The organism is Amycolatopsis sp. NPDC043887 (assembly GCF_056435665.1).
The window spans coordinates 35,836-61,156 of record NZ_JBWKEB010000026.1; the positions used below are offsets into that span (position 1 = coordinate 35,836).

The window sequence follows — 25,321 nt, forward strand, 5'->3', positions numbered from 1 at the left end:
CTCAGGCCACCCTCATCGGAGTCGCCTGCCGACCCGGTTCGGGCGTGAGCAGCTCAGCGCGCAAGGCGATCCTCAGGTCCAGCCGCGCCTCCGGGTCGTCGAGCCGGGCGCCGAACAGGACGCGGAGGCGGCGCAGGCGGTTGCGGACCGTCTGCGGGTGGACGCCGAGGTTGTCCGCGATCTCGGGTGCCCCGCCGCGGGCCGACAGCATGGCGTCGAGGGTTTCGGCGAGTTTGGCGCGCTCGTTCGCGGGCAGGCCGTCGATCGGGGCGAGGCTGCGCGTGACGAGCGCGGTGGTCAGCACCTCGTCGGCGAAAAGCCAGTGCGTGGTCAGGTGGTCCGACCAGCGCACGAGCGGGCCGTCCTCGATCACCTCACGCCGGACCAGCTCGAGGGTCCGGCGCGCCCACCGCAGGGACACCGCGGCTTCGGCGGGCGCGACCGCGGGCCCGACCGCCGCCCGCGTCCCCGCCGGCACGCCACCGATCTCGACGTCGTCCGGCACGAGCAGGTGCGGGTACTCGCTGGTGAGGTCGGCCAGCACCTCCGGGCCGAACGAGGCGCGGACCGCGCCGGGCTCCGCGGCGACGGCCACCACCCGGGCGGGCGGCACCCAGCCCGCCTCCGCCGCGAGGCCCGCCCATTTCGACGGCGGGCGGCCGCTCAAGATCTCCTTCAGCAGGTCTTGCCGCAGTTCGGCGACCGAAGGAGTGCGCGCCGCGCGGTAGGCGGCGGTGGACAGCCGGATCAGGACGTCCGCGCAGCGGAGCAGGGCCTCCACCCCGGTGTCCATCAGGGCCGACCCGGCCCCGGGCTGCCGCGACAGCGAGGCCAGCGCGGGCAGGGCGCACCGGCCCGCGGAGTGGTAGGCGCGGGTGAGCCGTTCCAGGTCCTTGCCCGCCGCGTACTCGGCGACGCCGACCTGGCGGAAGGCGTCCGCACCGGCCGCGATGCCCAGGTTCATCCCGTCGTGTTCCAGTACCGAGGCGACGAACTCCGTGGCGCGCGCGTCGAACAGCGGCGCGTGCTCCGGCAGCGAATGCCGGATCCCGTCGACGACCACGCGGGCGATCACGAGGGCGGCGGTGCGGGCTGGGGCATGGGACGCGGTCAGGGTCATCATCGACCTCCGGAGCAGCGGGAATCGTCGGGCCGCCGAGTCTGCTACTCCGGAGTAGCGGGGCACATCGGGTGAATTACGTACTCGCGTCTCTCCGGCCTACGCATCACCCGTTCGTGAAGCGCGTGAAGGCCCCCTTCCCTCGGCTCAGCCAAGGGGAAGGGGGCCTTCACGCGCAGTGGCGCCTACTCGCAAACGGCTCCGTGCGCGGCACTGCGGACGACCTTGGCGTACTTGCCGAGCACTCCGCGGGTGTACGCCGGCGGCTTGGGGGCCCAGCCTTCCTTCCGCGCCTCGATGTCGTCGATCTCGACTTCGAGTGTCCGGTTCGCGACGTCGAGGGTGATCGGGTCGCCGTCCCGTACGAACGCGATCGGCCCGGCGTCGACGGCTTCCGGGGCGATGTGGCCGACGCACAGCCCGGTCGTGCCGCCGCTGAACCGGCCGTCGGTGATGAGCAGGACGTCTTTCCCGAGTCCGGCGCCCTTGATCGCGCCGGTGATGGCGAGCATCTCCCGCATCCCCGGCCCGCCCTTGGGCCCTTCGTACCGGATGACGACGACGTCCCCGGCGACGATCCGGCCGTCCGCGAGCGCGTCGAGAGCGGCTCGCTCGCCGTCGAACACCCGCGCGGTGCCGGTGAACGTCGATTCGTCGAAGCCCGCCGACTTCACGACCGCGCCTTCGGGTGCCAGCGATCCCTTGAGGATGGTCAGCCCGCCGGTCTTGTGGATCGGCCGGTCGAGCGGGCGGATGATCTCGCCGTCGACCCCGGCGGGGGCGATGCCTTCGAGGTTCTCGGCCATGGTCCTGCCGGTCACGGTGAGCACGTCGCCGTGCATGAGCCCGGCGTCGAGCAGCGCCTTCATCACCACGGGGATGCCGCCGACCTTGTCGACGTCGTTCATCACGTACTTCCCGAACGGCTTGAGGTCGCCGAGGTGCGGGACCTTGTCCCCGATCCGGTTGAAGTCGTCGATGCGCAGGTCGACCTCCGCCTCGCGCGCGATCGCGAGCAGGTGGAGGACGGCGTTGGTCGAACCGCCCAGCGCCATCACGACGGCGATGGCGTTCTCGAACGCTTCCATGGTCATGATCTGGCGCGCGGTGATGCCCTGGCGGAGCATCCCGACGACGGCCTCCCCCGACCGGTGGGCGAACCCGTCACGACGCCTGTCGACGGCGGGCGGAGCGGCCGACCCTGGCAGCGACATGCCGAGCGCCTCGGCGACCGACGCCATCGTGTTGGCGGTGTACATCCCGCCGCAGGCACCTTCGCCGGGACAGATCGCGCGTTCGATCCTGTCCACTTCGGCGCGGCTGATCTTCCCCGCCAGGCAAGCGCCGACAGCTTCGAAAGCGTCGATGATCGTGACGTCCTGGCCGTCCACCTGGCCGGGCATGATCGAGCCCGCGTAAAGGAAAACGGAAGCGAGATCGAGCCGGGCCGCCGCCATGAGCATGCCCGGCAGGGATTTGTCGCAGCCCGCCAGCAGCACGGAGCCGTCCAGCCGCTCGGCCATCATCACCGTCTCGACCGAATCCGCGATCACCTCGCGGGACACCAGCGAGAAGTGCATGCCCTCGTGGCCCATGGAAATGCCGTCGGACACCGAGATCGTGCCGAACTCCAGCGGATAGCCGCCTGCCGCGTGCACGCCGTTCTTGACCGCCTTGGCCAGCCGGTCGAGCGACAGGTTGCACGGCGTGATCTCGTTCCACGAGGACGCCACGCCGATCTGCGGTTTGGCGAAGTCGTCGTCGCCCATCCCGACCGCGCGGAGCATGCCGCGGGCCGCCGCACGCTCCAGGCCGTCGGTCACGTCGCGCGAACGAGGTTTCAAATCCGGCTGGTCTTGCGGCATCGGGACACCCTTCTTCGTGGCGGGACACCGGGCACGCTGCCAACCCGGCGCGCCCGGCGCAACTCACCGCTCCGTGTTCGCTCCACGGTGCAGCGCCACCCGCGTGATCGCGTGATGCTCCACGCCGAGCACCTCGACGGTCCAGCCGGACACCGTCACCCGGTCGCCCGGCTTCTCCGGGATCCGGCCGAGGATCACGAGGATCAGTCCCGCGATCGTCGCGTACTCCCCCGGCGGGGCGTCGCGCAGCTCGACGCCGACGTCGACGAGGTCGTGCACCGGGAAGGTGCCGGGCAGGACCAGGGAACCGTCCGTACCGTCGCGGACGGCCAGCACGTCGCGGTCGGTCTCGTCGTAGATCTCGCCGACGATCTCCTCCAGCAGGTCCTCCAGTGTGACCATGCCCGCGACGGCGCCGTGTTCGTCGACGACGAGCGCCATCTGCTCCCGCTCGGCCTTGAACCTCCGCAGCGCGTCCGAGACCCGCAGCGAATCGGGGAACACGACCGCCGGCCGGACGGCCTCGGCGAGGTCTTCGTGGTCGCCGAGCAGATCACGCAGCCGCACGACACCGACGACGTCGTCCAGGTGGCCGCCGCGGGCGACTGGCGCCCGGGAATGGCCGGACTCGGCCAGCTGCCTCCGCGCCGACTCGATGTCCTGCTCGGCCGCGAGCGTCAGCACCGCCCGGCGAGGGACGAGCACCTCCCGCAGCCGTCGCTCGTGGATCTCCAAGGCGCCGTTGATGATCATGCGCTGCTCGGTGTTCAGGCCGCGTTGCGCCGAGACCAGTTCCCTCAGTTCCTCGGGCGACATCTGATCCGGATCGGCTTCCCCCCGGCCGCCCAGCACCCGCACGACGAAGTTCGTCGACACGCTCAGCGCCCACACCACAGGTCTCGAGATCGCCGACAACAGATTCAGCGGACGCGCCACCAGCAACGCCCACCGCAACGCGTTCCGCATGGCGAGCCGTTTCGGCGCCAGTTCCCCGAGTACCAGGGTCAGGAAGGTGAGGACCATCGTCACCAGCGCGACGGCCACCGCCCCGGCCGCGTCGCCGAGGAAATCCAGCAACGGCACCAGGGGTTGCGCGAGCGACACCGCCGCCGTCGCCGAAGCGAGGAAACCGGCGAGCGTGATGCCGATCTGGATCGTCGCCAGGAAACGGTTCGGGTCGCGCGCCAGCCGCACCAGCGTGCGGCCGGCCGCGCGACCGTCGCGCTCCAACGCCCGCAACTGCCCCTCGCGCAACGAGATCAGCGCCATCTCACTGCCCGCGAACACCGCGTTGAGCACCACCAGCACCGCGACCAGCGCGATGTCGAACCCGTAGCCGCCCACAAGCACTCCCCGGCCCGCCCGAAGTGCAGAACATTACCGAGCGGAAGTCGCGTCCGCAGAAATCGGAGCCGCTGGCTACTGACACGTCGTTCCGATACCTTCGAAGGGGAACTCGCACGGACGGAGTCCTGATGTTCGCACTCAAGACCGCTCCCGCACGGACCTTCCGGCACAAGGCGGTGGCGATCGCCAAACCGGTCACCCGCTGGGGCATCGGTCACGCCATCCCCCGGGTCGCCCTGCGGGCCGCGGCACGCCGGGGCGACCTCCAGGGCAGGCTGTCCGTCGAGGCGAGCGGCGGAGCGGATCTGAGCGTGCTGTTCGACGAAATCCGCTCGCACGGCGCCATCGCCACCACCCGGGTCGGCCATGTCAGCACCCGGCATTCGGCGTGCAAAGAGGTGCTGACCAGCGACGCGTTCAAGACCGTGCGGTTCGTCCCGGACAACCCGCTGCTCAACAAGCTGGTCGCGTGGTCGGCGTCCGGCCTCATCCATCCGATCGAGCCGCCGTCGCTGCTCGCCAGCGAACCGCCCGACCACACGCGCTACCGGAAGCTGGTCACCCGCGTCTTCACCGCCCGTGCGGTCGAGCAGCTGCGCGAGCGCACCCAGGCGATCACCGACGAACTGCTCGACGGCCTCGATCCGGCGAACCCCGTCGATCTCATCGAGCACTACTGCGGGCTCTTGCCGGTCACCGTGATCAGCCAGATCCTCGGCGTCCCCTCGGAGGAACGCGACAAGGTGCTCGCGCTGGGCGGCGCGGCGGCCCCGAGCCTCGACCTCGGCCTGCCGTGGCGGACCTTCCGCACGGTGGAGGCGACGCTGGCCGAGTTCGACTCATGGCTCACCGTGCATCTGGAGAAACTGCGGAGGAACCCCGGCGACAACCTGCTCAGCAAGCTGATCGCCGCGCGCGAGGACGGAGTGGGCCTGACCGAGCGGGAACTCAAGGCCACCGCCGGACTGGTCCTGGCGGCCGGCTTCGAAACGACCGTCAACCTCCTCGGCAACGGCATCGCCCTGCTCACCCGGCACCCGGGTGAACTCGCGAAACTGCGGGCGGATCCGGACCTGTGGAGCAACGCCGTCGACGAGATCCTCCGCTACGACCCGCCGGTTCTGCTGACCGGCAGGCTGTCCGCGCGGGACACCGAGATCGGCGGTGCCCGCATCGAGCGCGGCGCGATCGTCACCACCGTGCTCGCGGGCGCCAACCGGGACCCGGAGATCTTCGACGACCCCGCCACCTTCGACGTCGAGCGGGCGAACGCGCGGGATCACGTGTCGTTCGGCGCGGGGCGGCACTACTGTCTCGGCGCTTCGCTGGCGAGGATGGAAGGCGAGATCGGGCTGCGGTCGATCTTCGAGCGCTTCCCGGACCTGCGGCTGCTCGACGGTGCGCGACGGCGGGAGACCCGGATCCTGCGCGGCTTCGAAACGCTCCCCGCCGCGCTCGCGTAAGCGGATCGTTTCGTTCACCTTCTCCGCCGCCCCACCACCGGGACCGCCAGCAGCACCAGTGCTCCGCCGATCCACAGCACACTGACGGTGGCGATGGCGTCGACGGCCAAGCCACCGAAGAGCGCGCCGAGGGCGATGGACAAATTGAACGCCGACACGTACAGCGAGGAAGCCGCCTCGGTCGCATCCGGCGCGGCGGCGAGGATCCAGGTCTGGAAGGTGACGGGGACGGCGCCGTAGCCCAGCCCCCAGAGGACGAGGATCGCGGCGGCCGAGAAGGTGTCGTTGTCGGTCACGGCGAACACGGCCATGGCCGTCGCGAGAACCACGCCGATCCCGCACACGGTCTGCCGCAGGTACCGGTCGATCAGCGCGCCGGCGAGGAAGTTCCCGCAGATGCCCGCGACTCCGAAGATCAGCAGCACCACACCGATCATGCCGTCCGCGACGCCGTCTTCCTGCAGGATCGGCCGCACGAAGGTGTAGGCGACGAAGTGACCGGTGATGACCAGGAAGGTCATCGCGATACCCGCGCGGACCGCGGCGTGCGAACGGAACACCCGCGGCAGATCCGCGAAGGCGATCGTCTGGTCCGGCTCCACCTTCGGCATCAGGAAGACCATGCAGGCCAAGGAAATCAGGCCGAGGACGCCCACGGTCGCGAAAGCCGTCCGCCAGCCGCCGAGGTCGCCGATCAGGGTACCGGCGGGCACGCCCAGCACCGATGCCGTCTCGACACCGCCGAAGATGACGGCGGTGGCGCGCGCGACGTGGTGTTTGGGCACCAGGCGCAGCGCGATACCGCCGGCGAGGGCCCAGAAACCGCCGACGCTGATCCCGATCAGGAAGCGGGCGACGAGAACGAGCGCGAAGCCGGTGGCGAACGCGGAAGCCAGGTTGGCCGCGCCCACGAGACCGACCAGCACCGCCAGCACCAGCCGCCGATCGGTCTTGCCGATGGCCACGGTCACCAATGGCGCCGAAATCGCGGCGACCAGACCGGGCACGGTGACCATCAGCCCCGCCGTTCCCGGGGAGATGTCCAAGGCCGAACCGATCGGCGTGAGCAGGCCGACGGGCAGCAGTTCGGAGGTCATCAGGGCGAAGATGCCCAGTGTCACGGCCAGGACGGCGAGCCAGCCCTTGACCGGTGAGTGGCTCCTGGGCAGGGTTTCGGCGGCGGTCACGAGGTCAGCCTTTCGAGAGCATGGTCGGAGGGGAGTCATCGAAGGGCGATGGCTGCGCGAGCGGCCATCGCCCTTCGTGTGCGGGGAGCGGCTATTCGGTACCCGGCGTCTTGCGGGTGGTCACGTTCATCCGGTTCCAGGCGTTGACCGTGAAGATCAGCGCGATGAGCTGGGCGAGCTCCGCGTCCTCGAAGTGCAGAGCCGCCTGGTCGTACACCGCGTCCGAAACCCCTTGTGGCAGCAGGGTCACGGCTTCGGTGAGAGCGAGCGCCGCGCGCTCCTTCGCGGTGTAGAGGCTCGACTCTTCCCAAGCGTTCAGCTGGTTGACGCGCTCTTCGGTTTCGCCTGCCTTGCGCGCGTCGTTGGTGTGGTAGTCGATGCAGTACGCGCACCTGTTGATCTGGGACGCGCGAATCTGCACGAGTTCGAGGAGGACCGGATCCAGACCGGCGCGGGCCGCGGCGTCCAGAGCCAGCACGGCTTTGAAGACTCGCGGGGCCACGTGGGAGAAATCCATCCGCTCGGGAATGTGAACTGTGGTCATGCCAAGGACACTAGAAGCGCAAGTGACCCACGGTATGGTGCATTCTCGTGGAGATTTCATGGGTCAATTACCGTCGGCTCGCGGCGTCGTGATGGACCGGGGCAGCGATCTGCATCTGGAGCTCGCCGGCAGTGGGAGCGTGCGGTTCCGGCTGATGCGAGCCTTGCGTGAAGCGATCCGGTCCGAACGGCTCGCGCCCGGCACCCGGCTGCCGCCCTATCGCGCCCTCGCCGCCGACCTGGGCATCGCTCGCAACACCGTCGCCGACGCGTACGCGGAGCTGGCCGAAGAAGGCTGGCTCATCGCCCGCCAAGGTTCGGGCACGCGCGTCGCGCATCGCGCCACGCCGCTGGAACCCGGCCGATCACGGGGTCCGGCGCGCCCGGCCTCACGGCGCGTGGTCCACGACCTGATGCCCAGTTCCCCGGACGCCTCCGCCTTCCCACGTTCGGCCTGGGCGGCTTCGGCCCGGCGGGCGCTCGCGACCGCTCCCAACGAAGCCTTCGGCGCCGGCGATCCCCGCGGCAGGCCGGAGTTGCGGACGGCTCTGGTGGAGTACCTGGCGCGGACCAGGGGCGTACGCACGGAACCGGACCGGATCGTGGTCTGCTCCGGATTCGCGCACGGGCTGAGCCTGGTGCGCCGGGTCCTGCGCGGCCCTGTCGCCGTGGAGTCGTACGGACTCGAGTTCCACCGCTCGCTGCTCGAAGAGGCCGGGCTGAAAACGGTGCCGTTGACGGTGGACGCCCACGGAGCACGCGTCGAGGAGCTCGACGGCACCGGCGCGGACGCCGTCCTGCTGACCCCCGCCCACCAGTACCCGATGGGAGGTGCCCTGCTTCCGGAGCGCCGAGCCGCGGTCATCGACTGGGCACGCGCGACCGGCGGCCTGCTCCTCGAGGACGACTACGACGGCGAGTTCCGCTACGACCGCGAGCCGGTCGGCGCCGTACAAGGTCTCGACCCCGATCACGTCGTCTATTTCGGTTCGGCGAGCAAGAGCCTCTCCCCCGCGCTCCGGCTCGGCTGGCTGGCCGTACCCGGCTGGTTGGCGGACGAGGTCGTCGCCGCCAAGGGACCGCGGGAGATCTGGTCGGGCGTCGTCGATCAGCTCACCCTCGCCGACTTCCTCACCAGCGGCGCCTACGACCGGCATCTGCGCCGGATGAGGAAGGTCTATCGGCACCGTCGCGACCTGCTCACGACCACACTCGCCGACCGCGCCCCGCACATCACGGTCAGTGGAATCGCCGCGGGGCTGCACGCCGTGCTCGAACTGCCCGCGGGTACCGAGGAAGCCGCGCTGCGCGCCGCACGGCGTCAGGGGCTCGCTCTCGACGGCCTCGCCGCGTATCCGCATCCGGACAGCGCGATGCCCCGGCGCGAGGGCTTGGTCATCGGGTACGGCACCCCACCCGAACACGCCTTCGGTGCCGCGCTGGACGCCCTCTGCCTTGCCTTGCCTGACCGGTGAAGACCACCGTATGTCCACAAAGGACGAACAAATCCCTTCGCGGGTGATTGGCTGACCACGGGTCCGTCTCGGCGCGGACCCGCTTCGGCAAGCGGGCATTTTTACCGGACCACCGACGGAAACCGGCCAGTAACCTCACGCCCGTGGAGACGGACCGCGAGGGCAAGGAAGCACCGGAGCTGCCTGCCTTCACCGTCAACGGGTGCCTCCTGGGCTTCTTCATGACCATCCTGGTCCTGATCGGCCCGGGCCTGCTCTGGATCAGCAGCTACTTCGAACCCGGCGACGACGACCGCCTGGTGGTCATCGCCATGGGCGTCGTGTTCACGCTCGGCGGCCTGGGCACCGTCGGCTCGCACCTCAGGCAGAACGCCAAGGCTCGCGAGGCCCACCGCGGGCTCGACCGGTCCGGGGTCCGCGCGAACGCCGAAGTCGTTTCCAGGAAACGGATCTGGGTCGGCGAAGTGAGCACACCCGCGGACGACGTCGACCTCGTCGTCACCGGCCCGGGAGTGACTCCGTTCAGTGCGCGCGTCCTCACCGAAGACGTCGGCCGCTACGAAACGGGCACGGTGGTACCCGTCGACGTGGACCCGAGGACCCTCCTGTTCCGCCTCGCCGACTGACCTCGCCGCGATCATTGCCCGGCAGCATCGTATCGCTTATCGTATATGAAATTCACCCCCCGATGCTGCGAGGTGACCCCGTGACCACCGCCACCGCCGACCCGACCACCACCACGGTCGCGCGAGATTTCACCGATTTCCGCACGGTGGTGTCGCAGTCCTTCGTGCCGCTGCACGTGACGAGCGAGCACCGGGACCACTTCCGCGGTCGCATCCGCTCGTGCGGCGCGGACGACGTCCAGCTGACCGAGGTGACCGCGTCCGCGCACGTGGTCGAACGGACGCCCGAGCTCATCGCCAGGGCGGACAGGCACTACTACAAGCTGAGCCTGATCCTGTCCGGCACCGGGCTCCTGGTCCAGGACAACCGCGAGGCGATGCTGCGCCCCGGGGACGTGGCGTTGTACGACACGCACCGGCCGTACACCTTGGCGTTCGAGGAGGATTTCCGCACGCTCGTGGTGATGTTCCCGCAGCGGCTCATCGATCTCCCCCGTGACCTGGTCGGCCAGCTGACCGCGGTACCCATGTCGGGCAAGCGGGGCATGGGCAACGTGGTGGTGCCCTTCCTCGCGCAACTCGGCAGCAACCTCGACCAGCTCGGCGGGCCGGCGGGCGTCCGGCTCGCGCATACGGCGGTCGATCTGCTCGCCACGCTGTTCGCCAGCGAACTGGACCTCGCCCGCGCGACCGCCGGGCCGCACCACGAGCTGATGCGCCGCGTACTCGCCTACATCGACTCGAACCTCTCCTCCACCGACCTCGGCCCGGCGCAGATCGCGGCCGAGCACTACATCTCCACCCGGCATCTGCACGGCCTCTTCCACGAACAGGGCACGACCGTCTCGGGCTGGATCCGCACCCGGCGGCTCGAACACTGCCGCCGCGAATTGCTCGACCCCGTGCACCTTTCCCGGCCCGTCGCGGCCATCGCGGCGAAGTGGGGTTTCGTCGACGCGCCGCATTTCAGCCGGGTGTTCAAGACGGAATTCGGCTGCTCGCCGAGCGAACTGCGCCGCGGCTTGACCGTGAGCGACCGGTTGTTGCCGCCCAGCGCGTGACAGCTGGCCTCGCCGGTGCGGTCGCCTCGACGATGACCGCATGCCCGAAGCACCCGAGGAACAGTGGCGCACCTATGACGAGTTCGCCGCCGGAATAGCCACCTACCGCCTGCCGAACGCGGACCTGTCGGGACGCGAGCTCACCGTCACCCTCGATGACGGAAAGACGCTCGCGCTGCGATTCGAGGACGCTGAAACCGTCACCTGCAACGGCATCAAGGATCCGTACGACGCGGTCGCCGTCCGGGAAGACGTTTTCTTCGTCAATCTCCCACACACCAGCGTGGAAGGTGAGGCGCTCACCGTCGTCTTTTCCACGACGACGCATCGCGCGCTCGCCGTGCGCTCGGTCATCGGCGCCGAGGACGTCGAAGGCGTTCCCCGTGTCTCGCAGACGTTCTGGTCCGGCACGACCGACGCGGGCACACCGACCGGCGAGGTACCGGGTCCGTCGCGCGACCTGATCGGCAAGCGCAACATCTACCGCTACAGCCCCGAACACCTCTACGAGCATGTGTACGTGTCCTCGCAACGCTATGCCTGGCAATGCCTCGAAGGTGTGCAGCGCGGTCACGGGGACATGGACCTGTCGACGGTGTGGAAGTTCCAGGACGGGCTCTACCTGTTCTGTTTCCGCGAATTCCGCATCGCCGTGGCCAGCGTGTGGTTGCACGATCTCGGCTACGCGCTGAAGACCACCGGCGTCTTCCTCGGCCTGACCGGCGACGGCCGGTCGGAACATTCCCGCGCGGGCGGGCACATCTACCCACTCGGCGCCGTCGCCTATCCCGACGCGCAACCGGTCTAAGGAGCCTCAGTGTCCAATCTAGACATCATCGCCGCGCACTACGCCGCGAGCGACCGGGGCGATCTGGCGGGCATGCTGGCCCCGCTCGATCCCGGGACCACTTGGACGGAGGCGGCCGGTTTCCCCTACGCCGGCACCTACACCGGCCCCGAAGAAGTCCGGGACAACGTCTTCGGCGCGATCGCGAAGGACTGGGACGGCTACACCTTCACCCTCGGCGACCTTTTCGACGCCGGTGACGCGGTGATCGGCATCGGGACCTACGAGGGCAAGCACCGCGGGACCGGTCGCTCGTTCACCGCCCGCGTCGCGCACGTGTGGAAGTTCGCCGACGGCAAGGTCACTTCGTTCGAGCAGATCGTCGACTCGGTCCCCGTGGCCGACGCTATGAACGCTTCGGAGAACCGGTGAAACCCGCGCGGCGCCTCGTCGCCCTCGCCGCGGCCGTCCTGGTCGCCACAGCAGGCTGCGCCGGTTCCGACAGCGGTTCGAGCGGGCCGATCGTGGTCGGTTCGGTCAACGCGCTGAGCGGCGCGGCCACGTTCCCCGAGGCCTCCCAGGCGGCCAAGGCGGTCTTCGACGCGGCCAACGCGAGCGGCGGCGTGAACGGCAGACAGATCCAGTACAAGGCCCTCGACGACAAGGGTGACCCGGCGGCGGCCGCCGCCGCGGCCCGCGAGGTCGTCGGCCGGGACGAGGCGGTGGCGCTCGTCGGCTCGTCCAGCCTCATCGAGTGCGAGATCAACAACAAGTACTACGAACAGCAGAAGATCCTGTCCATGCAGGGTATCGGCGTGGACCCGGCCTGTTTCTCCAGCCCGAACATCGCCCCGGTCAACGTCGGCCCGTACCACGACATGACGCTGACCCTGCTCTACGGCTCGGAAACCCTGAAGCTGAACGACATCTGCGCGCTGCTGGAGATCGCGGGCAACACGTTGCCGTCGTACCAGGCGGCGATCGACGAGTGGTCGGCCATCACCGGCAAGAAGCTCAAGTACCTCGACGCGACCGTGCCCTACGGCGGTTCCGACTACACCTCGTACATCGTCAAGGCGCGCAACGCAGGGTGCAAGGCGATCACGGTGAACCCGGTCGAGCCGGATTCCATCGGGCAGCTCAAGGCCGCCGCGGCGCAGGGCTGGAACGACGTCACGTGGCTGCTGCTCACCAGCGTCTACAGCGAGAACTACGCCAAGGCCATCACCAACGCCGGCGCCGGAGTGTACGTGCCCGCGGAGTTCTACCCGTTCACCGACGCGACCAGCCCGCAGAACAAGGACTGGCGCGAACTGATGACCAAGAACAACATCCCGCTGACCTCGTTCAGCCAGGGCGGCTACCTGGCGGCGAAGTACTTCCTCGACGTCATCCGCGGGATCCAAGGTGACATCACCCGCGAATCGGTGACCAAGGCACTGCGCGAGATGAAGCCGATCACCGATCCGATGGTCGGCACCCCGTACGTCTTCGGACCGGGGCAGACCCACCACGACAACACCGCGGGCTGGCCGATCAAGCTCGCCTCCGGCACCAACAAATGGGAGCTCGTCGCCGACGACTGGCTGCGGATCCCCCAGAAGTAACGGGAGGCGGGTGCGTGGTGGGTCACCTGGGTCGTGAGCGGCGTTTCGGGTTCTAACCCGAAACGCCACTCACGACCACCGCGCCCCACTACGCACCGCTCCCTTCCCTCACACAGGAGGAAACATGCTGCAGGGAGCGCTGGCAGGCTTGGCCTCCGGCGGACTGTACGCGGTGTTGGCGGTGTGCCTGACGCTGATGTCGCGCCTGGTGCGGGTGGTGAACTTCGCCCAGTCGGCCACCGGGATGTTCGGCTGCTACGTGGCGGTGTTCCTGTCCGTCCACGCGGGACTGCCGACGTGGCCGGCCACGGTGGCGGGAATCCTGCTCGGCGGGTTGCTGAGCGCGCTGCTCGGCTGGATCGTGTCCACCTGGCTCGCCGAGGCGGACACCGGCACCCGATCGGCGGTCACCGTGGCGGTGCTGCTCCTGCTGATCTCGTTGTCGTTCATCCTGTTCGGCAACAAGCCACAGCCGTTCCACCCGATCCTGGACGGTCCGGCGGTCACCGTCGGCGGCGTGGTGATCAGCCAGGTCACCGTGGTGACGGTCGCGCTGGCCGTCCTCGTGGCGGTGGCCAGCCGGATCGTGCTGAGCCGGACCCCGGCGGGGGTCCGGCTCAGGGCGCTGTCCGAACGCCCGACCACGGCGGAGCTGCTGGGCATCCCGGCGAAACGGCTCAGTGTCGCGGTATGGGCGGTCACCGGGGTGGTCAGCACGCTGGTGATCTCGATCGTGGCGCCGTCGCAGTCCAACGACGCGACGTCGCTGGCGATGCTCGTGGTCCCCGCGGCCGCGGCCGCCCTGCTCGGCGGATTCCGCCGTCTCGACCTCGCGGTCGCGGGCGGGCTGGGCCTCGGCCTGATCCAGGGCGCGGCCGCGCAGGTCGACGGCCTTTCGGTGGTGCGGTACTTCCTGCCGTTCGCGGTCATCGTCGCGCTGCTGCTCTGGTCACAGCGCAAGGAGGTGTGGGATGCGGCTCGCTGAACGCGGGATTCCGTTCGCGGTCGCCATCGTGGCGATCGCCGTGGGGTACGGCCTGAGCGTCGGGCTCGACGGGTACTTCGTCTACCTCGGCATGAGCGCCGTCGTCGCCGGGATCTCCCTGCTCGGGCTCGGCGTGGTCACCGGCAGCGCGGGCATGATCTCCCTGTGCCAGCTGACCTTCGGTGCCGTCGGCGCCTGGACGGTGTCGGCGCTGAACGAGGCGCAGGCTCCGGGCGGGTTCCTCACCTGGCTGGTGCTCGGCGGTCTCGCCGCCGGGGTGGTCGGGGTGCTCGTCGGGCTGCCGGCGCTGCGGCTGCGTGGAATCAACCTCGCCGTCGTGACGCTGGGGCTCGCCGCGGCGGCCGACCTCGCGCTGGTCCAGCTCCAGTTCCCCGGCGTCTCCGGCGGGATCTCGGTCGAACGGCCGGACGCCTTCTCCGACGACCGGGCCTACTTCCAGCTCGCCGTCGTGGTACTGGTGCTCTGCTGCCTCGCCGTGTACTTCCTGCGCCGCGGGCGCTGGGGCAGCGCCTGGCAGGCGGTGGCGTTCTCCGAACGCGGCACGGCCGCCGCCGGGACGAGCGTGCGGACGTCGAAGCTGACCGCGTTCGCGGTGAGCGCCACCCTCGGCGGGATCAGCGGCGGCCTGCTCACCGGGCAGGTCGGGCTCGCCTTCCCGGCCAGTTTCACCGCGATCCAGTCGCTGGCGCTTTACGTGCTGGCGATCATGTCGGGCGCGCACCTGATCGACATGGCCGTGTTCGGCGCGGTGCTGTGGGTCGGAGTTCCTGAACTGCTGAAACGCTGGGGAATCCCGCAGGACTGGGGTTTCGTGGTGTTCGGCGTGCTCGGGGTCCAGGCGCTGGCCGGCGGCGGGAACCTGGGCACCACGGTGCGCCAGGTGTGGTATCGGCGCGCCAGGAAGGAACCGGCGAAACTCGATCTCGCCGCCGGGACGAGCACGGTGGAACCGGTCTCACCTGGTCCACCGGTGCTCACCGTACGCGGGCTGAGCGTGAACTTCGGCCACGTGGCCGCACTATCGTCAGTGGACATATCGGTCCCGGAACACGGGGTACTCGGCGTCATCGGGCCGAACGGTGCGGGGAAGTCGACGCTGGTCGACGCGATCAGCGGCTTCCTGCCGAACGCCGAGGGCCAGGTGGAACTCGGCGGCAGCCCGCTGACCGGGTCGCCGTCGAACCGGGCCCGCGCCGGGTTGCGCCGGACGTTCCAGCAGGATCGCGTCCCGCCGGGGCTGACGGTCGGGGCGTACCTCAAGTTCCTCGCCAGGCGGCGGCTCACCGCCGACGAAATCGGCGATGCGCTGGACTTCTTCGGCTGCCCGGCCGCCCGCACTCCGCTGTCGCAAGTGGACGTCGGCGCGCGCAGGCTGGTCGAGGTCGTCGGGCATCTGCTGGCGCGGCCGCGTGTCCTGCTGCTCGACGAGCCCGCCGCGGGACTTCCGCACGAGGAACACGTCGCCTTCGGGGAACGGCTGCGGCAGGTCCCCGCGCGGTTCGGGGTGTCGGTGCTGCTCATCGAGCACGACCTCGACCTGGTGCGCTCGGTCTGCGACACGATCACCGTCCTGGACTTCGGCCGCGTGCTGGCCTCCGGCCCGCAGGCCGAAGTGCTCGCCGATCCGGCCGTACTCAAGGCATACATGGGTGAAACGGAGCTGTTGTGAACGCTTTGCGGATAGCGGGACTGACCGTCACCCGCGGCGCCGGGCCGGTGATCCGGGACGTCGACCTGACCCTGGAGCCGGGCCGGATCACCGCGCTCGTCGGCCCGAACGGCGCCGGCAAGACCAGCCTGCTGGAGGCCGTCTCCGGCGTGGTCCCCGCCTCGGCCGGAACCGTCCACATCGGATCCGACGAGATCACGAAGCAGTCGCGGGTCTCCCGTGCGCGGCGGGGTCTGGCGCATATCGAGCAGGGGCGCGCGGTGTTCGGCGGCCTGACCGTGCTGGAGAACCTGATGCTGACCGCGCGCACCCGCGCGCGGGCCGACGAACTGTTCGAGCTGTTCCCGGAACTGGAGAAGCGCCGCGATTCACCGGCCGCGCTGCTCAGCGGCGGCGAACAGCAGATGGTGGTGCTGGCCCGCGCGTTCGCCGCGCGGCCGTCGTTCCTGCTGATCGACGAGATGTCGCTGGGCCTGGCGCCCGTGGTGTTCACGCGGCTGCTGCCGATGGTGACCCGGTTCGCCGAGGAGGGCGCGGCGATCCTGTTGGTCGAGCAGTTCACGCATCTGGCCCTCGGGGTGGCGAGCGACGCGCTGGTGGTCTCTTCGGGGCGGGTCACCTATGCGGGTTCCGCGCAGGGCCTGCTGGACTCGCCCGGCACCCTGCACGCGGCCTACCTCGGCGAATCCTGACCGTTCGGAAGTCCGTGAAGGCCTCCTTCCCTACTCTCAAGGTAGGGAAGGAGGCCTTCACGGAGCCCGCACCCGTCTAAGAACCCATCCCCGCCCGTTCGAAGGCCAAGGTCGGGAGATCGACGGCGTGCGCGCCGCCGTCCGCCACGATCACCGCACCGGTGATGTACGAAGACTCCGAAGACCCCAGGAACCGCACGATCGACGCGATCTCCTCCGGTTCGGCGGGACGGCGCAGCGGGACCTCGGCGGTGACGCGCCGGTAGCCCTCGTCGTGGCCGCCGTCGAAGCCCGCCGCCTCGGCGAACTGGTCCATTTCGCCGTCCGCCATCGGGGTCCGCACCCAGCCGGGGCAGACCGCGTTCGCGCGCACGCCCTTCGGCCCGTAATCGCGGGCGATCGAGCGCGTCAGGCCGATCAGCGCGTGCTTCGCGACGGTGTAGCCGGCGACGTTCGGCCCGGCGAACAACCCCGCCAGCGAGGACACGATGACCACCTGACCGCCGGTTTCGACCAGCGAGGGCAGCGTGGCCCGGCAGAACACGAAGGCGCTGGACAGGTTCGAGCGCAGGGCCAGTTCCCATTCCTCGTCACCGGTGTCGGTCACCGAGGACAGGCCGTGCCCACCGGCGTTGGCCACCACGACGTCCAGCCTGCCGAACTTGCCGACGATCTCCGCCGCGGCGTTCTCGGCGGCTTCGCGGTCGCTGGCGTCGCAGGCGATGACGTGCGCGCCGGTTTCGGCGGCCACCTTCTCCAGCGGTTCGAGCCGCCGTCCGAGCACCACCACCTGGGCGCCTTCGTCGGCGTACCGGCGGGCCACCGCGGCGCCGATACCGGTACCGCCACCCGTGATCGCGACAACCTTCTTCACTTGCGGAGTCCTTTCTAAGCGGGAAAACCGGAACGGGCGGAGACGCCGAAGTCGGCGAGCACGGCCTGGCCGTTGACCGCCCGCGAACGCGCGGACGCGAGGTGGAGCACCTGCCAGGCGACCTCTTCGGGAGCCTGCACCGGGAAAGCGGGATCGTCGAGTACGTCGCCGAGATCGCCGCGCGCCATCGGGGTGTCGACCACCGACGGGCAGACGCAGTTCACCCGGACACCGGGAAGATCGACGGCGAGAGCCCTGGTCATCGCGACCACGGCGCCCTTCGAAGCGCAGTACGGGACCATGCCGGGCGCGCTGGTGAACGCCGAGTCGCTGGCCAGCAGCACGACCGAGCCACCCGACGCGGTGAGCCACGGCGCGGCGTGTTTGACCAGCAGGAACTGGCCGGTGACGTTGATCGCCAGGAGCGCGGCGAAATCCGCCGCCGAGGTTTCGGTGACCGGTGTGCCCACCGGTCCGGAGATCCCCGCGCAGCCCACCACGACGTCGAGTCCGCCGAACCGGCTCGCCACGGCCTCGACGGCGGCCGCCATCGACGGCTCGTCGGTCACGTCGGCGTTGATCGCCAGGAGACCGTCGGCCAGTGTGGGGACGGGTGCCCGGTCGAGGGCGCCGACCCGCGCGCCCTCGGCGAGGAAGGCCTGGACGCAGGCAAGGCCGATACCGGATGCCGCGCCGGTCACCAGCACGGCCTTGCCCGCGAGATCCAGACCCATGCCGCCATCCTCCGGTCCGGACCTTTCACGGAGGTTGGCCGTCAGTGCACCCTTCTTGTCGGCAGCCGCATGACGGCCTTTTCAGGGAGAGGTGGACCGGCAAGACTGCGAACCATGACCAGGCCGCACCCACTCGACCCGCTGACCGCCGACGAACTCACCGCAGGCCGCGAGATCCTGGCCGCCGAAGGCCTGCTCGCCGCGACCACGCGGTTCCCGGCCGTGCTGCCGGTGGAGCCCGAGAAAGGCGACGCCGCCCCCGACCGCCGTGTCCAGTACACGCTGCTGGACACCGCGACCGGCGAGGCGCGCGACGTGGTCGTCTCGCTGGCTAAGCGCGAAGTGGTTTCCAACGAGGACTGCGGCGCAGGTCAGCCTGCGTACCTGTTCGAGGAGTACGACCTCGCCGCGTCGATCACCAAGGCGTCACCGGAGTGGCAGACCGCGATGGAGCGGCGCGGGCTCGGCGACCGGATCGAGCACGCCTTCTGCGCTCCTCTGGCCCCCGGCTTCTTCGGCAGGTCTGACGAGACCGGCCGGGTCATCCGCTCGCTGACGTTCCTGCGCGACGACGCGTCCGACAGCCCGTGGGCGCATCCGGTCGAAGGCCTGATCGTGCACATCGACCTGACCGGGCAGCGCGTCATCCGGGTGGAGGACGAAGGCGACGTGCCCGTACCGCCGGAGCACGGCCGCTACGGCGACGTCCCGGCCCGAACCACGCTCAAGCCGATCGAGATCACCCAGCCGGCGGGCCCGAGCTTCACCGTCGACGGCAACGAGGTCACCTGGGAGGGCTGGAAGCTCCGGGTCGGCTTCAACGCCCGCGAAGGCCTGACGCTGCACCGGATCAGCTTCCAGGACCGGTCGGTGCTGCACCGCGCGTCGGTACCGGAGATGGTGGTGCCCTACGGCGACACCGCGCCCGGCCGGTTCTGGATCAGCTACTTCGACGCGGGCGAGTACCTGCTCGGCAAGAACGGCAACGATCTGCGGCTGGGCTGCGACTGCCTCGGCGTCATCCACTACTTCCCCGCGTTCGTCGCCGACGACCACGGCCATCCGGTCGAGATCCCCCGCGCGATCTGCATGCACGAGGAGGACTACGGGATCCTCTGGAAGCACACGGATCTCGACGGCCGCGCCGAGGTCCGCCGCTCGCGACGGCTGGTGATCTCGTCGATCTCCACCATCGGCAACTACGACTACGGCTTCTTCTGGTACTTCTACCTCGACGGCACCGTGGAACTGGAGGCGAAGGCCACCGGCATCGTGTTCGCCGGCGCCGCGCACCCCGGCACGGACCACCCGCACGCCAACGAGATCGCGCCCGGCCTGTTCGCACCGGTGCACCAGCACCTGTTCTGCGCGCGGCTGGACGTGGCGATCGACGGCGAACGCAACTCGCTCGTCGAGGTCGACGTCGAACGGATCCCCATGGGCGCGCGGAACCCGTACGGGAACGCGTTCACCTGGAAGGAGACCCCGCTGCGCACCGAACAGGAGGCGCGGCGGTTCGCGGATCCGGCCAAGGCGCGTGTCTGGGAGATCCGCAGCGCGGAGCGGACCAACCGGCTCGGCTCGCCGACGGCCTACCAGCTGGTCCCCCGGCCGTCCGCGACCCTGATGGCGCAGCCGGAATCGACCGTCCACCAGCGGGCGACGTTCGCCACCCGTCACCTGTGGGCGACGCCGTACCGCGCGGACGAACGGTTCCCGGCGGGCGATCGCCCGAACGCGCATCCGGGCGGGGCGGGCCTGCCCGCCTGGACCGCCGCCGACCGCGACCTCGTCGACACCGATCTCGTGCTGTGGCACGTGTTCGGCCCGACCCACATCCCGCGTCCGGAGGACTGGCCGGTCATGCCGGTCGACTACTCCGGCTTCTCCTTGCGCCCCTATGGCTTCCTGGACCGAAACCCGGCCCTCGACCTGCCTTCCGGCGCCGCCGGCGATCACTGTTCCGCCCACGAGCACTAAAGGCCTGTCGGCGGAGCTGACGACACCCCCGAAAACGACCATCAGGTGAAACCGCCCGGCCGACGGCCCCGCTGTCGCGGTGGCAGGGCGCCTTGTCCGCCGGCTGGAGACGGACATCAGACCGCGCCCTGCCGACGTCGATCGCGGAGGCGGGTTCACCACCAGACACTAGGACTCATCGATGCCCGAACTGACCCTGTCCGACACGTCCACCTGGCTGCCGCTCGACGGTCTGGCCCCCGGTTTCGACGCGAACAAGGCGCCCACGGTCGGCGACCTGCACGGCCGCTCGTTCGAACTCGCCTGCGAAGACGGCACCACGTTCACCGCGGCCTTCTCCGGTACCCGGATCGAATGGACCTACCACGGCACGGGCACCGACCGCTGCGAGACGTTCCTGGTCGACGACGACCTGTACTACGTCCAGTTCCATCCGCAGGCCCGGCAGGACGAGGCGTTCACCCTGTTGCTGGACCTGCGCCGCGGCCGCGCCCTCCTGGTACTGAGCAAGATCGGCGACACCTCGCCCCGCGTCACACAATCCTTCGTGGCCGCCACGATCGGCGGCATCGAGCCGACCGGGGAATCGCTCGCCCCGACCACGTCGCTGGTCGGGCGCCGGGTGCTGTGGGTGTACAGCACCGAACACGCCTACGAGCACGTGTACCTCAGCCCGCACTGGTACACGTGGCAGTGCCTTGCCGGTCCAGAGCGGGGGCTCGCGGACACCGATGAGAACTCGGTCTACGAGCTGCGGCCGGGTATCTACGTCTTCGCCTGGCGGGAGAAGGTGATCCCGTGCGCCTCGGTGACCGTCGCCGACCACCGTGACGCGAAGCGGCTGCGCTCGCACGGTGTCCTTTTCGGACTCGACGCCACCGGGAGCACACCGACCCACTTCACCTTCGGCGCGCACGGCAGGCTGCTGAGCACCACCGTGCACCCCGAGGCCTACGACCCGGCCGGGAGCTGAGCCTTGACCGCCGACATCGTCCTCACCAACGCCACCGTGTACACAGTGGACAGTGGCAGGCCCTGGGCATCGTCGCTGGCGATCAAGGACGGCAAGGTGCTGTCCCTGGAGGATATCGAACGCGGGCCGAACACCGAGGTCGTCGACCTCGAAGGCGCGTTCGTGATGCCCGGCCTGGTCGACGTGCACAACCACCACGCCCTCGCCGGGCGCGCGGCCCTCTTCGAGCTGAGCTTCGGCCTCGACGCCGGACTGGCCGACATCCTCGCGGCCGTCCGCACGAGGGCCGCCGGACTCTGGCCGGACGAGTGGGTGGTCGGCGGCGCCTGGGCGTCCACTTTGGTCAGCACCCTTTCACGGACTTCGGCCCGGCACGCCCTCGACGAAGCCGCCGGCGGACGTCCGGTCATGCTGTCGGACGACAGCAGGCACAACCGCTGGGTGAGCAGCCGGGCGCTGGAGCTGGCGGGCGTCACCGCCTCGACGCCCGATCCCGCGGGCGGGGAGATCGTCCGCGATCCCTCGACCGGGGAGCCGGTCGGCGTCTTGCTCGAAGCGGCGGGCGTCGCCGTCGAGCGGGCGCTCAGCGAGACACGGACGCTCACCGCGGAGCAGCACGTCGCGGCGTCGCGGCACGGGATCGGCACGCTGCACTCGTACGGCGTCACCGCGTTCCAGGACGCCGGCGTCTCCGCCGACATCCTGCGGGCGCTGAAGTCGCTCGACGACGCGGGCGAACTGCGCGCCTGGGTCGTTTCGTCGCTGCTGATCAACGACCCGATCTTCGGTTTCGACCCGATCGGGGAACCGTTGCTGGAGGTCGCCGGGCAGTACCGGAGCGAGCATCACCGGCCGGACTTCGTGAAGATCTTCCTCGACGGTGTCCCGCCCACACGGACCGCCGCCTTCCTGGAGCCGTACCTGCCGGACGCCGCGCACGGGGCCTGCCATCACGGTGCCACCACCATGCCGGGTGAAGAACTCGTCGGCTGGTTGCGCACCGCGGCCGCGGCGGGGCTCTCGGCCAAGGTCCACTGCACCGGGGACGCGTCGGTGCGCGCGACGCTGGACGCCGTCGAAAAGGTGCGCGCCGAGGGCTTCACCGAAGCGCGGTTCCAGGTCGCGCACGGCCAGTTCGTGCACCCCGACGACCTCCCCCGCTTCGCCGCGCTGGGCGTCGCCGCGGACATCTCGCCGTTCTTGTGGGTCCCCGGCGTCATCCCGGCGGCCATCGCCGAGGTCCTGCCCGGCGAGCGGGCAGGGCGGATGCAGCCGAACCGGTCGCTGCTGGACGAGGGCGCGCTGGTCGCGGGCGGTTCGGACTGGCCGGTCAGCGAGTCGCCGAACGCGTGGGAAGGCATCCACGGCCTCGTCACCCGCCAGGATCCGACCGGCACCTTCCCCGGCGCGCTGTGGCCGGAGCAGGCGATCACCCTGGCCGAGGCGATCGAGGTCTTCACCCTGGCCGCCGCCCGCGCGATGGGGCTGGGCGACGTCACCGGCTCGCTGGTCCCCGGGAAGTCGGCGGATTTCGTCGTACTGGACCGCGATCCGTTCCGAACCGATCCGGCCGCGCTCGTCAAGACAAAGGTGACGCAAACGTGGTTCGCCGGGCACCGCGTGTATCACCGCGTCTGATCTCCTACACTGGTAGAAGAACCAGTGCGGGAGGTCTGCCGATGCCGAAGATCATCGACCACGACGAGCGGCGTAGCCATATCGTCGACGTCACCTGGGATTTGATCACCCAGGGCGGGATCGAGGCCGCCACCATGCGCGAGATCGCGGCGGCCGCCGGCTTCGCCAACGGCGCGCTCAAGCTGTACTTCCCGAGCAAGGAAGACATCATCCAGGCCACCTACGAACGCGCGCTCGGCATGATGCGCGAGTACGTGGAGCTGGACGAGTTGCGCGGGCTGACCGCGCTCCGCGAGCTGTGCGTCTCGTCGATGCCCATCGACGAGGACCGCATCGCCGCGGGGCGCGTCCTGCTCACCTTCTGGCAGCTTTCGCTGACCAACCCGAAACTGCAGGACAAGTACCTCGAACACATCCGCTCGTGGCGAGGCCTGCTGCACCGGTATCTCACCGAGGGCCGGGAAGACGGCGACATCGTCACCGAAACGCCCGACGAGCAGCTGGTCGACGAGGTCGTGCTGATCAACGCCGGGGCGAACGTGATGAGCCTGGTCGCCGGAGAGTTCTCGACGATCGCCTTGCAGCGGCAGCACCTCGAGTCGTTCTTCGAGCGCCTCACCCGCCCCTGACGCTACGTACTACCGCATTTCGTCCTCTGAATGCGGTAGTACGTAGCGCCAACTACCGCATTCAGAGGACGAAATGCGGTGGGTCGAACACCCGCGTCAGGAAGCTCGCCACGTGCCGGTGCGAGCGCGGCGAGGCCGGGAGATCCGTGTGGAGCCCATAGAACCCATGGATCTGCCCCGAGTACCGCGTCATTTCGACGTGGGTGCCTGCGTCGGTCAGCCGCCGCGCGAACTCCTCCCCTTCGTCCCGCAATACGTCGTACTCGGCCGTGAGCACCAGTGCCGGCGGGAGCCCGGTCAAGTCGTCGGCGCGCAGCGGCAGCAGGTACGGATCGTTCAGCTGCGCCGGATCCGACACATACTGCTCGAAGAAGAACCGCATCGCCCCGGCGGTCATGCCGAAGCCCTCGGCGAAGTCCACATAGGACCGGAACCCGTCGTCCGGATGGCCGTACACCGGGCAGATCAGCACCTGCGCGGCCAACGGCGGGCCACCACGGTCACGGGACATCATCGAGACGACCGTCGACAGGTTTCCGCCGGCGCTTTCCCCGCCGACCGCGATCCGCGACCCGTCGACCGCAGGTCCGGCGCCTCCCGCGGCGAGCCATTCGACGACGGCGTAGCAGTCGTCCGGGGCCGCCGGGTACGGATGCTCGGGCGCGAGCCGGTAGTCGACCGCGACGACGGCGACCTTCGCCGCGTTGCACACCGCCCGCGACGCGACCTCGTTCTCGTCGATCGAGCCGATCGTCCACCCGCCGCCGTGGATCCAGACGAACGCGGGCACCGGCGCCGCCACCTCGGGCAGGTAGACCCGCACCCGCACACCGGACTGCAGGACGTGGTCGGTCACCGAATCGACCTCTTCGACGGAATCGGGACGTCGCCACGAAGCGGCGAAAGCGGCACGCAACTCGGGAGCCGTCAACGGCCCGGCCGGCGCCTCCGAGGGGGCGCTGCGGGCGAGCAGTTCCTTGACCGCGGGATCGAGGGTCACGGTCACACCGCTTCCGCGACCAGCACCCGCGGGCTGCCCGGCAGCGCGAGCCGGTCGGTGACCCGCCAGTCCGCCGCGCTCAGCCACTCGCGGACCTCGGCCTCCGGGTAGACGACCGTCCCGTCGATCACCAGGTACTCCCCCGCGTGCAGCGCGTCGATCGGCCGCTGGACCGCGTCGTCGTCGAGGAAGAAGTCGAGCAGCAGCAGCGTCGCTCCCGGCGCGGCGGCGGCACGGGCGTTGCGCAGGATCTCCGCGTTCTGCTTCGCGTCGAAACGATGGACGACGTGGTTGACCATCACCAGGTCGAACTCGCCTTCGGCCCGCGCGGTCGGTGTCTCCGCCCCGACGACGGTCGTGCGGTCCGCGAGCCCCGCCTCGGCGGCCGCGGTGGTGACCGACTCGGTGAAACCCGGGTCGAAGACGAACGTGGTGTGCAGTTCGTCGTTGGCCTTCATGGCTTCGACAGCGAACGCGCTGGAGAGCCCGCCGAGGTCCAGCGCCTTTCGATGGGAGCCGAAATCGTAAGCGCCGGCCAGCATCTTGGCGTGTAGGGCGTTATACGTCATGACACCCGCCATGAACGTGCCCCAGCGCGCGTCGTCCATCTCCAGCTTGCCCGGCTCGCCGCTGTCGGCCGTGTGACCGAATTGCAGCCAATGCGGGTAACTGATCGAGTCCAGGAACGTCAGGAACGGCGCCAGATCGAGGTCTCCGCCGCCGAGGTACTCGGCCGCGTCGGCGGCCAACTCGTACCTTCCGTCCACACGGGACAGCAGACCGAGTGATGACATGGCGTCACCGAGGATGCGGGTGATCTTCTCCGGTTTGCCGGTCTTCTCCGCCAGTTCCGCGGCCGCCAGCGGCCCGTCGGCGAGCGCGGTGAACAGGCCGATCCGGCTCGCCGCGAAGAGTTGCTTGGCCGCCATGTAGCCCACGGCGATGTCCACGATCCGCTCGGGACCGGCAGTCTTGGTCGACCCGCTCACGGGTGCCCTCCTTAGCTCGTTTCCGCCGAGAGTCTACAGATGTAGACAAAAGAATC

At 69.7% G+C, this 25,321-nt stretch carries 23 protein-coding genes; 14 read left to right on the plus strand and 9 right to left on the minus strand.

The window, feature by feature from the left end:
* Position 1 precedes the first annotated feature (1 nt).
* From AC069H_RS40135 to AC069H_RS40145, 3 genes are all read right to left on the minus strand, one after another.
* Positions 2-1,123 (minus strand): helix-turn-helix domain-containing protein, encoded by a 1,122-nt coding sequence (locus AC069H_RS40135; RefSeq protein WP_478235804.1) that lies wholly within the window; start codon positions 1,121-1,123, stop codon positions 2-4.
* 182 nt (positions 1,124-1,305) lie between these two features.
* The gene (ilvD, locus tag AC069H_RS40140) at positions 1,306-2,985 is read right to left on the minus strand and encodes a dihydroxy-acid dehydratase (RefSeq protein WP_478235805.1); all 1,680 of its coding nucleotides are present in this window, start codon (positions 2,983-2,985) and stop codon (positions 1,306-1,308) included.
* A gap of 63 nt (positions 2,986-3,048) precedes the next feature.
* Entirely contained in the window at positions 3,049-4,329 is a 1,281-nt protein-coding gene (locus AC069H_RS40145) for a hemolysin family protein (RefSeq protein WP_478235806.1), read from the minus strand.
* Between the two features lie 131 nt (positions 4,330-4,460).
* Here AC069H_RS40145 and AC069H_RS40150 point away from each other — a divergent pair, with 131 nt between their 5' ends.
* Complete coding sequence (locus tag AC069H_RS40150) at positions 4,461-5,795, plus strand: cytochrome P450 (RefSeq protein WP_478235807.1); 1,335 nt, start codon at positions 4,461-4,463, stop codon at positions 5,793-5,795.
* A 14-nt stretch (positions 5,796-5,809) separates the two neighbouring features.
* Here the strand turns inward: AC069H_RS40150 and AC069H_RS40155 are convergent, their stop codons facing one another.
* Together AC069H_RS40155 and AC069H_RS40160 are read right to left on the minus strand one after the other, a co-directional pair.
* The gene (locus AC069H_RS40155) at positions 5,810-6,982 is read right to left on the minus strand and encodes an MFS transporter (protein ID WP_478235808.1); all 1,173 of its coding nucleotides are present in this window, start codon (positions 6,980-6,982) and stop codon (positions 5,810-5,812) included.
* A gap of 91 nt (positions 6,983-7,073) precedes the next feature.
* Positions 7,074-7,526: a carboxymuconolactone decarboxylase family protein gene (locus AC069H_RS40160; RefSeq protein WP_478235809.1), complete on the minus strand. Its 453-nt coding sequence runs from the start codon at positions 7,524-7,526 to the stop codon at positions 7,074-7,076.
* 58 nt (positions 7,527-7,584) lie between these two features.
* Here AC069H_RS40160 and pdxR point away from each other — a divergent pair, with 58 nt between their 5' ends.
* The 9 genes from pdxR (at position 7,585) to AC069H_RS40205 (ending at position 16,448) form a co-directional block, all read left to right on the plus strand.
* Positions 7,585-9,000 (plus strand): MocR-like pyridoxine biosynthesis transcription factor PdxR, encoded by a 1,416-nt coding sequence (pdxR, locus tag AC069H_RS40165; protein WP_478235810.1) that lies wholly within the window; start codon positions 7,585-7,587, stop codon positions 8,998-9,000.
* Positions 9,001-9,143: 143 nt separating this feature from the next.
* A complete protein-coding gene (locus AC069H_RS40170; RefSeq protein ID WP_478235811.1) occupies positions 9,144-9,626 on the plus strand; it encodes a hypothetical protein in 483 nt (160 codons plus the stop codon).
* Positions 9,627-9,688: 62 nt separating this feature from the next.
* Positions 9,689-10,687, plus strand: coding sequence for an AraC-like ligand-binding domain-containing protein (locus tag AC069H_RS40175; protein WP_478230347.1), 999 nt, complete (start codon positions 9,689-9,691; stop codon positions 10,685-10,687).
* A gap of 40 nt (positions 10,688-10,727) precedes the next feature.
* Positions 10,728-11,495, plus strand: a complete 768-nt coding sequence (locus AC069H_RS40180) for a MoaF C-terminal domain-containing protein (RefSeq protein ID WP_192744583.1) — start codon at positions 10,728-10,730, stop codon at positions 11,493-11,495.
* A gap of 9 nt (positions 11,496-11,504) precedes the next feature.
* Complete coding sequence (locus AC069H_RS40185) at positions 11,505-11,906, plus strand: nuclear transport factor 2 family protein (RefSeq protein WP_478235812.1); 402 nt, start codon at positions 11,505-11,507, stop codon at positions 11,904-11,906.
* A complete protein-coding gene (locus AC069H_RS40190; RefSeq protein ID WP_478235813.1) occupies positions 11,903-13,081 on the plus strand; it encodes an ABC transporter substrate-binding protein in 1,179 nt (392 codons plus the stop codon). The genes AC069H_RS40185 and AC069H_RS40190 overlap by 4 nt, the downstream gene beginning before the upstream one ends.
* Positions 13,082-13,205: 124 nt before the next feature.
* Positions 13,206-14,066, plus strand: a complete 861-nt coding sequence (locus AC069H_RS40195) for a branched-chain amino acid ABC transporter permease (protein ID WP_478235814.1) — start codon at positions 13,206-13,208, stop codon at positions 14,064-14,066.
* Positions 14,053-15,756 carry a branched-chain amino acid ABC transporter ATP-binding protein/permease gene (locus AC069H_RS40200; protein ID WP_478235815.1) on the plus strand — a complete coding sequence of 568 codons (1,704 nt, stop codon included), beginning with the start codon at positions 14,053-14,055 and terminating at the stop codon, positions 15,754-15,756. The genes AC069H_RS40195 and AC069H_RS40200 overlap by 14 nt, the downstream gene beginning before the upstream one ends.
* A complete protein-coding gene (locus AC069H_RS40205) occupies positions 15,753-16,448 on the plus strand; it encodes an ABC transporter ATP-binding protein (protein WP_340682272.1) in 696 nt (231 codons plus the stop codon). Before AC069H_RS40200 ends, AC069H_RS40205 begins: the two co-directional genes overlap by 4 nt.
* A gap of 76 nt (positions 16,449-16,524) precedes the next feature.
* Here the strand turns inward: AC069H_RS40205 and AC069H_RS40210 are convergent, their stop codons facing one another.
* Both AC069H_RS40210 and AC069H_RS40215 read right to left on the minus strand, forming a co-directional pair.
* Positions 16,525-17,322 (minus strand): SDR family NAD(P)-dependent oxidoreductase, encoded by a 798-nt coding sequence (locus AC069H_RS40210; protein ID WP_478235816.1) that lies wholly within the window; start codon positions 17,320-17,322, stop codon positions 16,525-16,527.
* Between the two features lie 14 nt (positions 17,323-17,336).
* Positions 17,337-18,056: an SDR family NAD(P)-dependent oxidoreductase gene (locus AC069H_RS40215; RefSeq protein ID WP_478235817.1), complete on the minus strand. Its 720-nt coding sequence runs from the start codon at positions 18,054-18,056 to the stop codon at positions 17,337-17,339.
* Between the two features lie 114 nt (positions 18,057-18,170).
* Here AC069H_RS40215 and AC069H_RS40220 point away from each other — a divergent pair, with 114 nt between their 5' ends.
* The 4 genes from AC069H_RS40220 to AC069H_RS40235 all read left to right on the plus strand — a co-directional run bounded on the left by AC069H_RS40220 (position 18,171) and on the right by AC069H_RS40235 (position 23,276).
* Positions 18,171-20,036: a primary-amine oxidase gene (locus AC069H_RS40220; protein ID WP_478235818.1), complete on the plus strand. Its 1,866-nt coding sequence runs from the start codon at positions 18,171-18,173 to the stop codon at positions 20,034-20,036.
* A 181-nt stretch (positions 20,037-20,217) separates the two neighbouring features.
* Positions 20,218-21,009, plus strand: coding sequence for a molybdenum cofactor biosynthesis F family protein (locus tag AC069H_RS40225; protein WP_478230411.1), 792 nt, complete (start codon positions 20,218-20,220; stop codon positions 21,007-21,009).
* A 3-nt stretch (positions 21,010-21,012) separates the two neighbouring features.
* Positions 21,013-22,647, plus strand: coding sequence for an amidohydrolase (locus AC069H_RS40230; protein WP_478235819.1), 1,635 nt, complete (start codon positions 21,013-21,015; stop codon positions 22,645-22,647).
* Positions 22,648-22,688: 41 nt separating this feature from the next.
* Positions 22,689-23,276, plus strand: a complete 588-nt coding sequence (locus AC069H_RS40235) for a TetR/AcrR family transcriptional regulator (RefSeq protein WP_034306161.1) — start codon at positions 22,689-22,691, stop codon at positions 23,274-23,276.
* Between the two features lie 61 nt (positions 23,277-23,337).
* On the opposite strand, the gene AC069H_RS40240 is transcribed toward AC069H_RS40235, so the two are convergent.
* Positions 23,338-24,282, minus strand: coding sequence for an alpha/beta hydrolase (locus AC069H_RS40240; RefSeq protein WP_478235820.1), 945 nt, complete (start codon positions 24,280-24,282; stop codon positions 23,338-23,340).
* Entirely contained in the window at positions 24,279-25,265 is a 987-nt protein-coding gene (locus tag AC069H_RS40245) for a methyltransferase family protein (RefSeq protein WP_478235821.1), read from the minus strand. The genes AC069H_RS40240 and AC069H_RS40245 overlap by 4 nt, the downstream gene beginning before the upstream one ends.
* Positions 25,266-25,321 lie beyond the last annotated feature (56 nt).

What these genes read in the sequence shown, in the direction of transcription:
- AC069H_RS40180 (WP_192744583.1), top strand. Translation starts at nt 10,728, where the DNA reads ATGCCCGAAGCACCCGAGGAACAGTGGCGCACCTATGACGAGTTCGCC.
- ilvD (WP_478235805.1), bottom strand. Translation starts at nt 2,985, where the DNA reads ATGCCGCAAGACCAGCCGGATTTGAAACCTCGTTCGCGCGACGTGACC.
- AC069H_RS40200 (WP_478235815.1), top strand. Translation starts at nt 14,053, where the DNA reads ATGCGGCTCGCTGAACGCGGGATTCCGTTCGCGGTCGCCATCGTGGCG.
- pdxR (WP_478235810.1), top strand. Translation starts at nt 7,585, where the DNA reads ATGGGTCAATTACCGTCGGCTCGCGGCGTCGTGATGGACCGGGGCAGC.
- AC069H_RS40175 (WP_478230347.1), top strand. Translation starts at nt 9,689, where the DNA reads ATGCTGCGAGGTGACCCCGTGACCACCGCCACCGCCGACCCGACCACC.
- AC069H_RS40160 (WP_478235809.1), bottom strand. Translation starts at nt 7,526, where the DNA reads ATGACCACAGTTCACATTCCCGAGCGGATGGATTTCTCCCACGTGGCC.
- AC069H_RS40235 (WP_034306161.1), top strand. Translation starts at nt 22,689, where the DNA reads ATGCCGAAGATCATCGACCACGACGAGCGGCGTAGCCATATCGTCGAC.
- AC069H_RS40220 (WP_478235818.1), top strand. Translation starts at nt 18,171, where the DNA reads ATGACCAGGCCGCACCCACTCGACCCGCTGACCGCCGACGAACTCACC.
- AC069H_RS40195 (WP_478235814.1), top strand. Translation starts at nt 13,206, where the DNA reads ATGCTGCAGGGAGCGCTGGCAGGCTTGGCCTCCGGCGGACTGTACGCG.
- AC069H_RS40225 (WP_478230411.1), top strand. Translation starts at nt 20,218, where the DNA reads ATGCCCGAACTGACCCTGTCCGACACGTCCACCTGGCTGCCGCTCGAC.
- AC069H_RS40135 (WP_478235804.1), bottom strand. Translation starts at nt 1,123, where the DNA reads ATGATGACCCTGACCGCGTCCCATGCCCCAGCCCGCACCGCCGCCCTC.
- AC069H_RS40150 (WP_478235807.1), top strand. Translation starts at nt 4,461, where the DNA reads ATGTTCGCACTCAAGACCGCTCCCGCACGGACCTTCCGGCACAAGGCG.
- AC069H_RS40215 (WP_478235817.1), bottom strand. Translation starts at nt 18,056, where the DNA reads ATGGGTCTGGATCTCGCGGGCAAGGCCGTGCTGGTGACCGGCGCGGCA.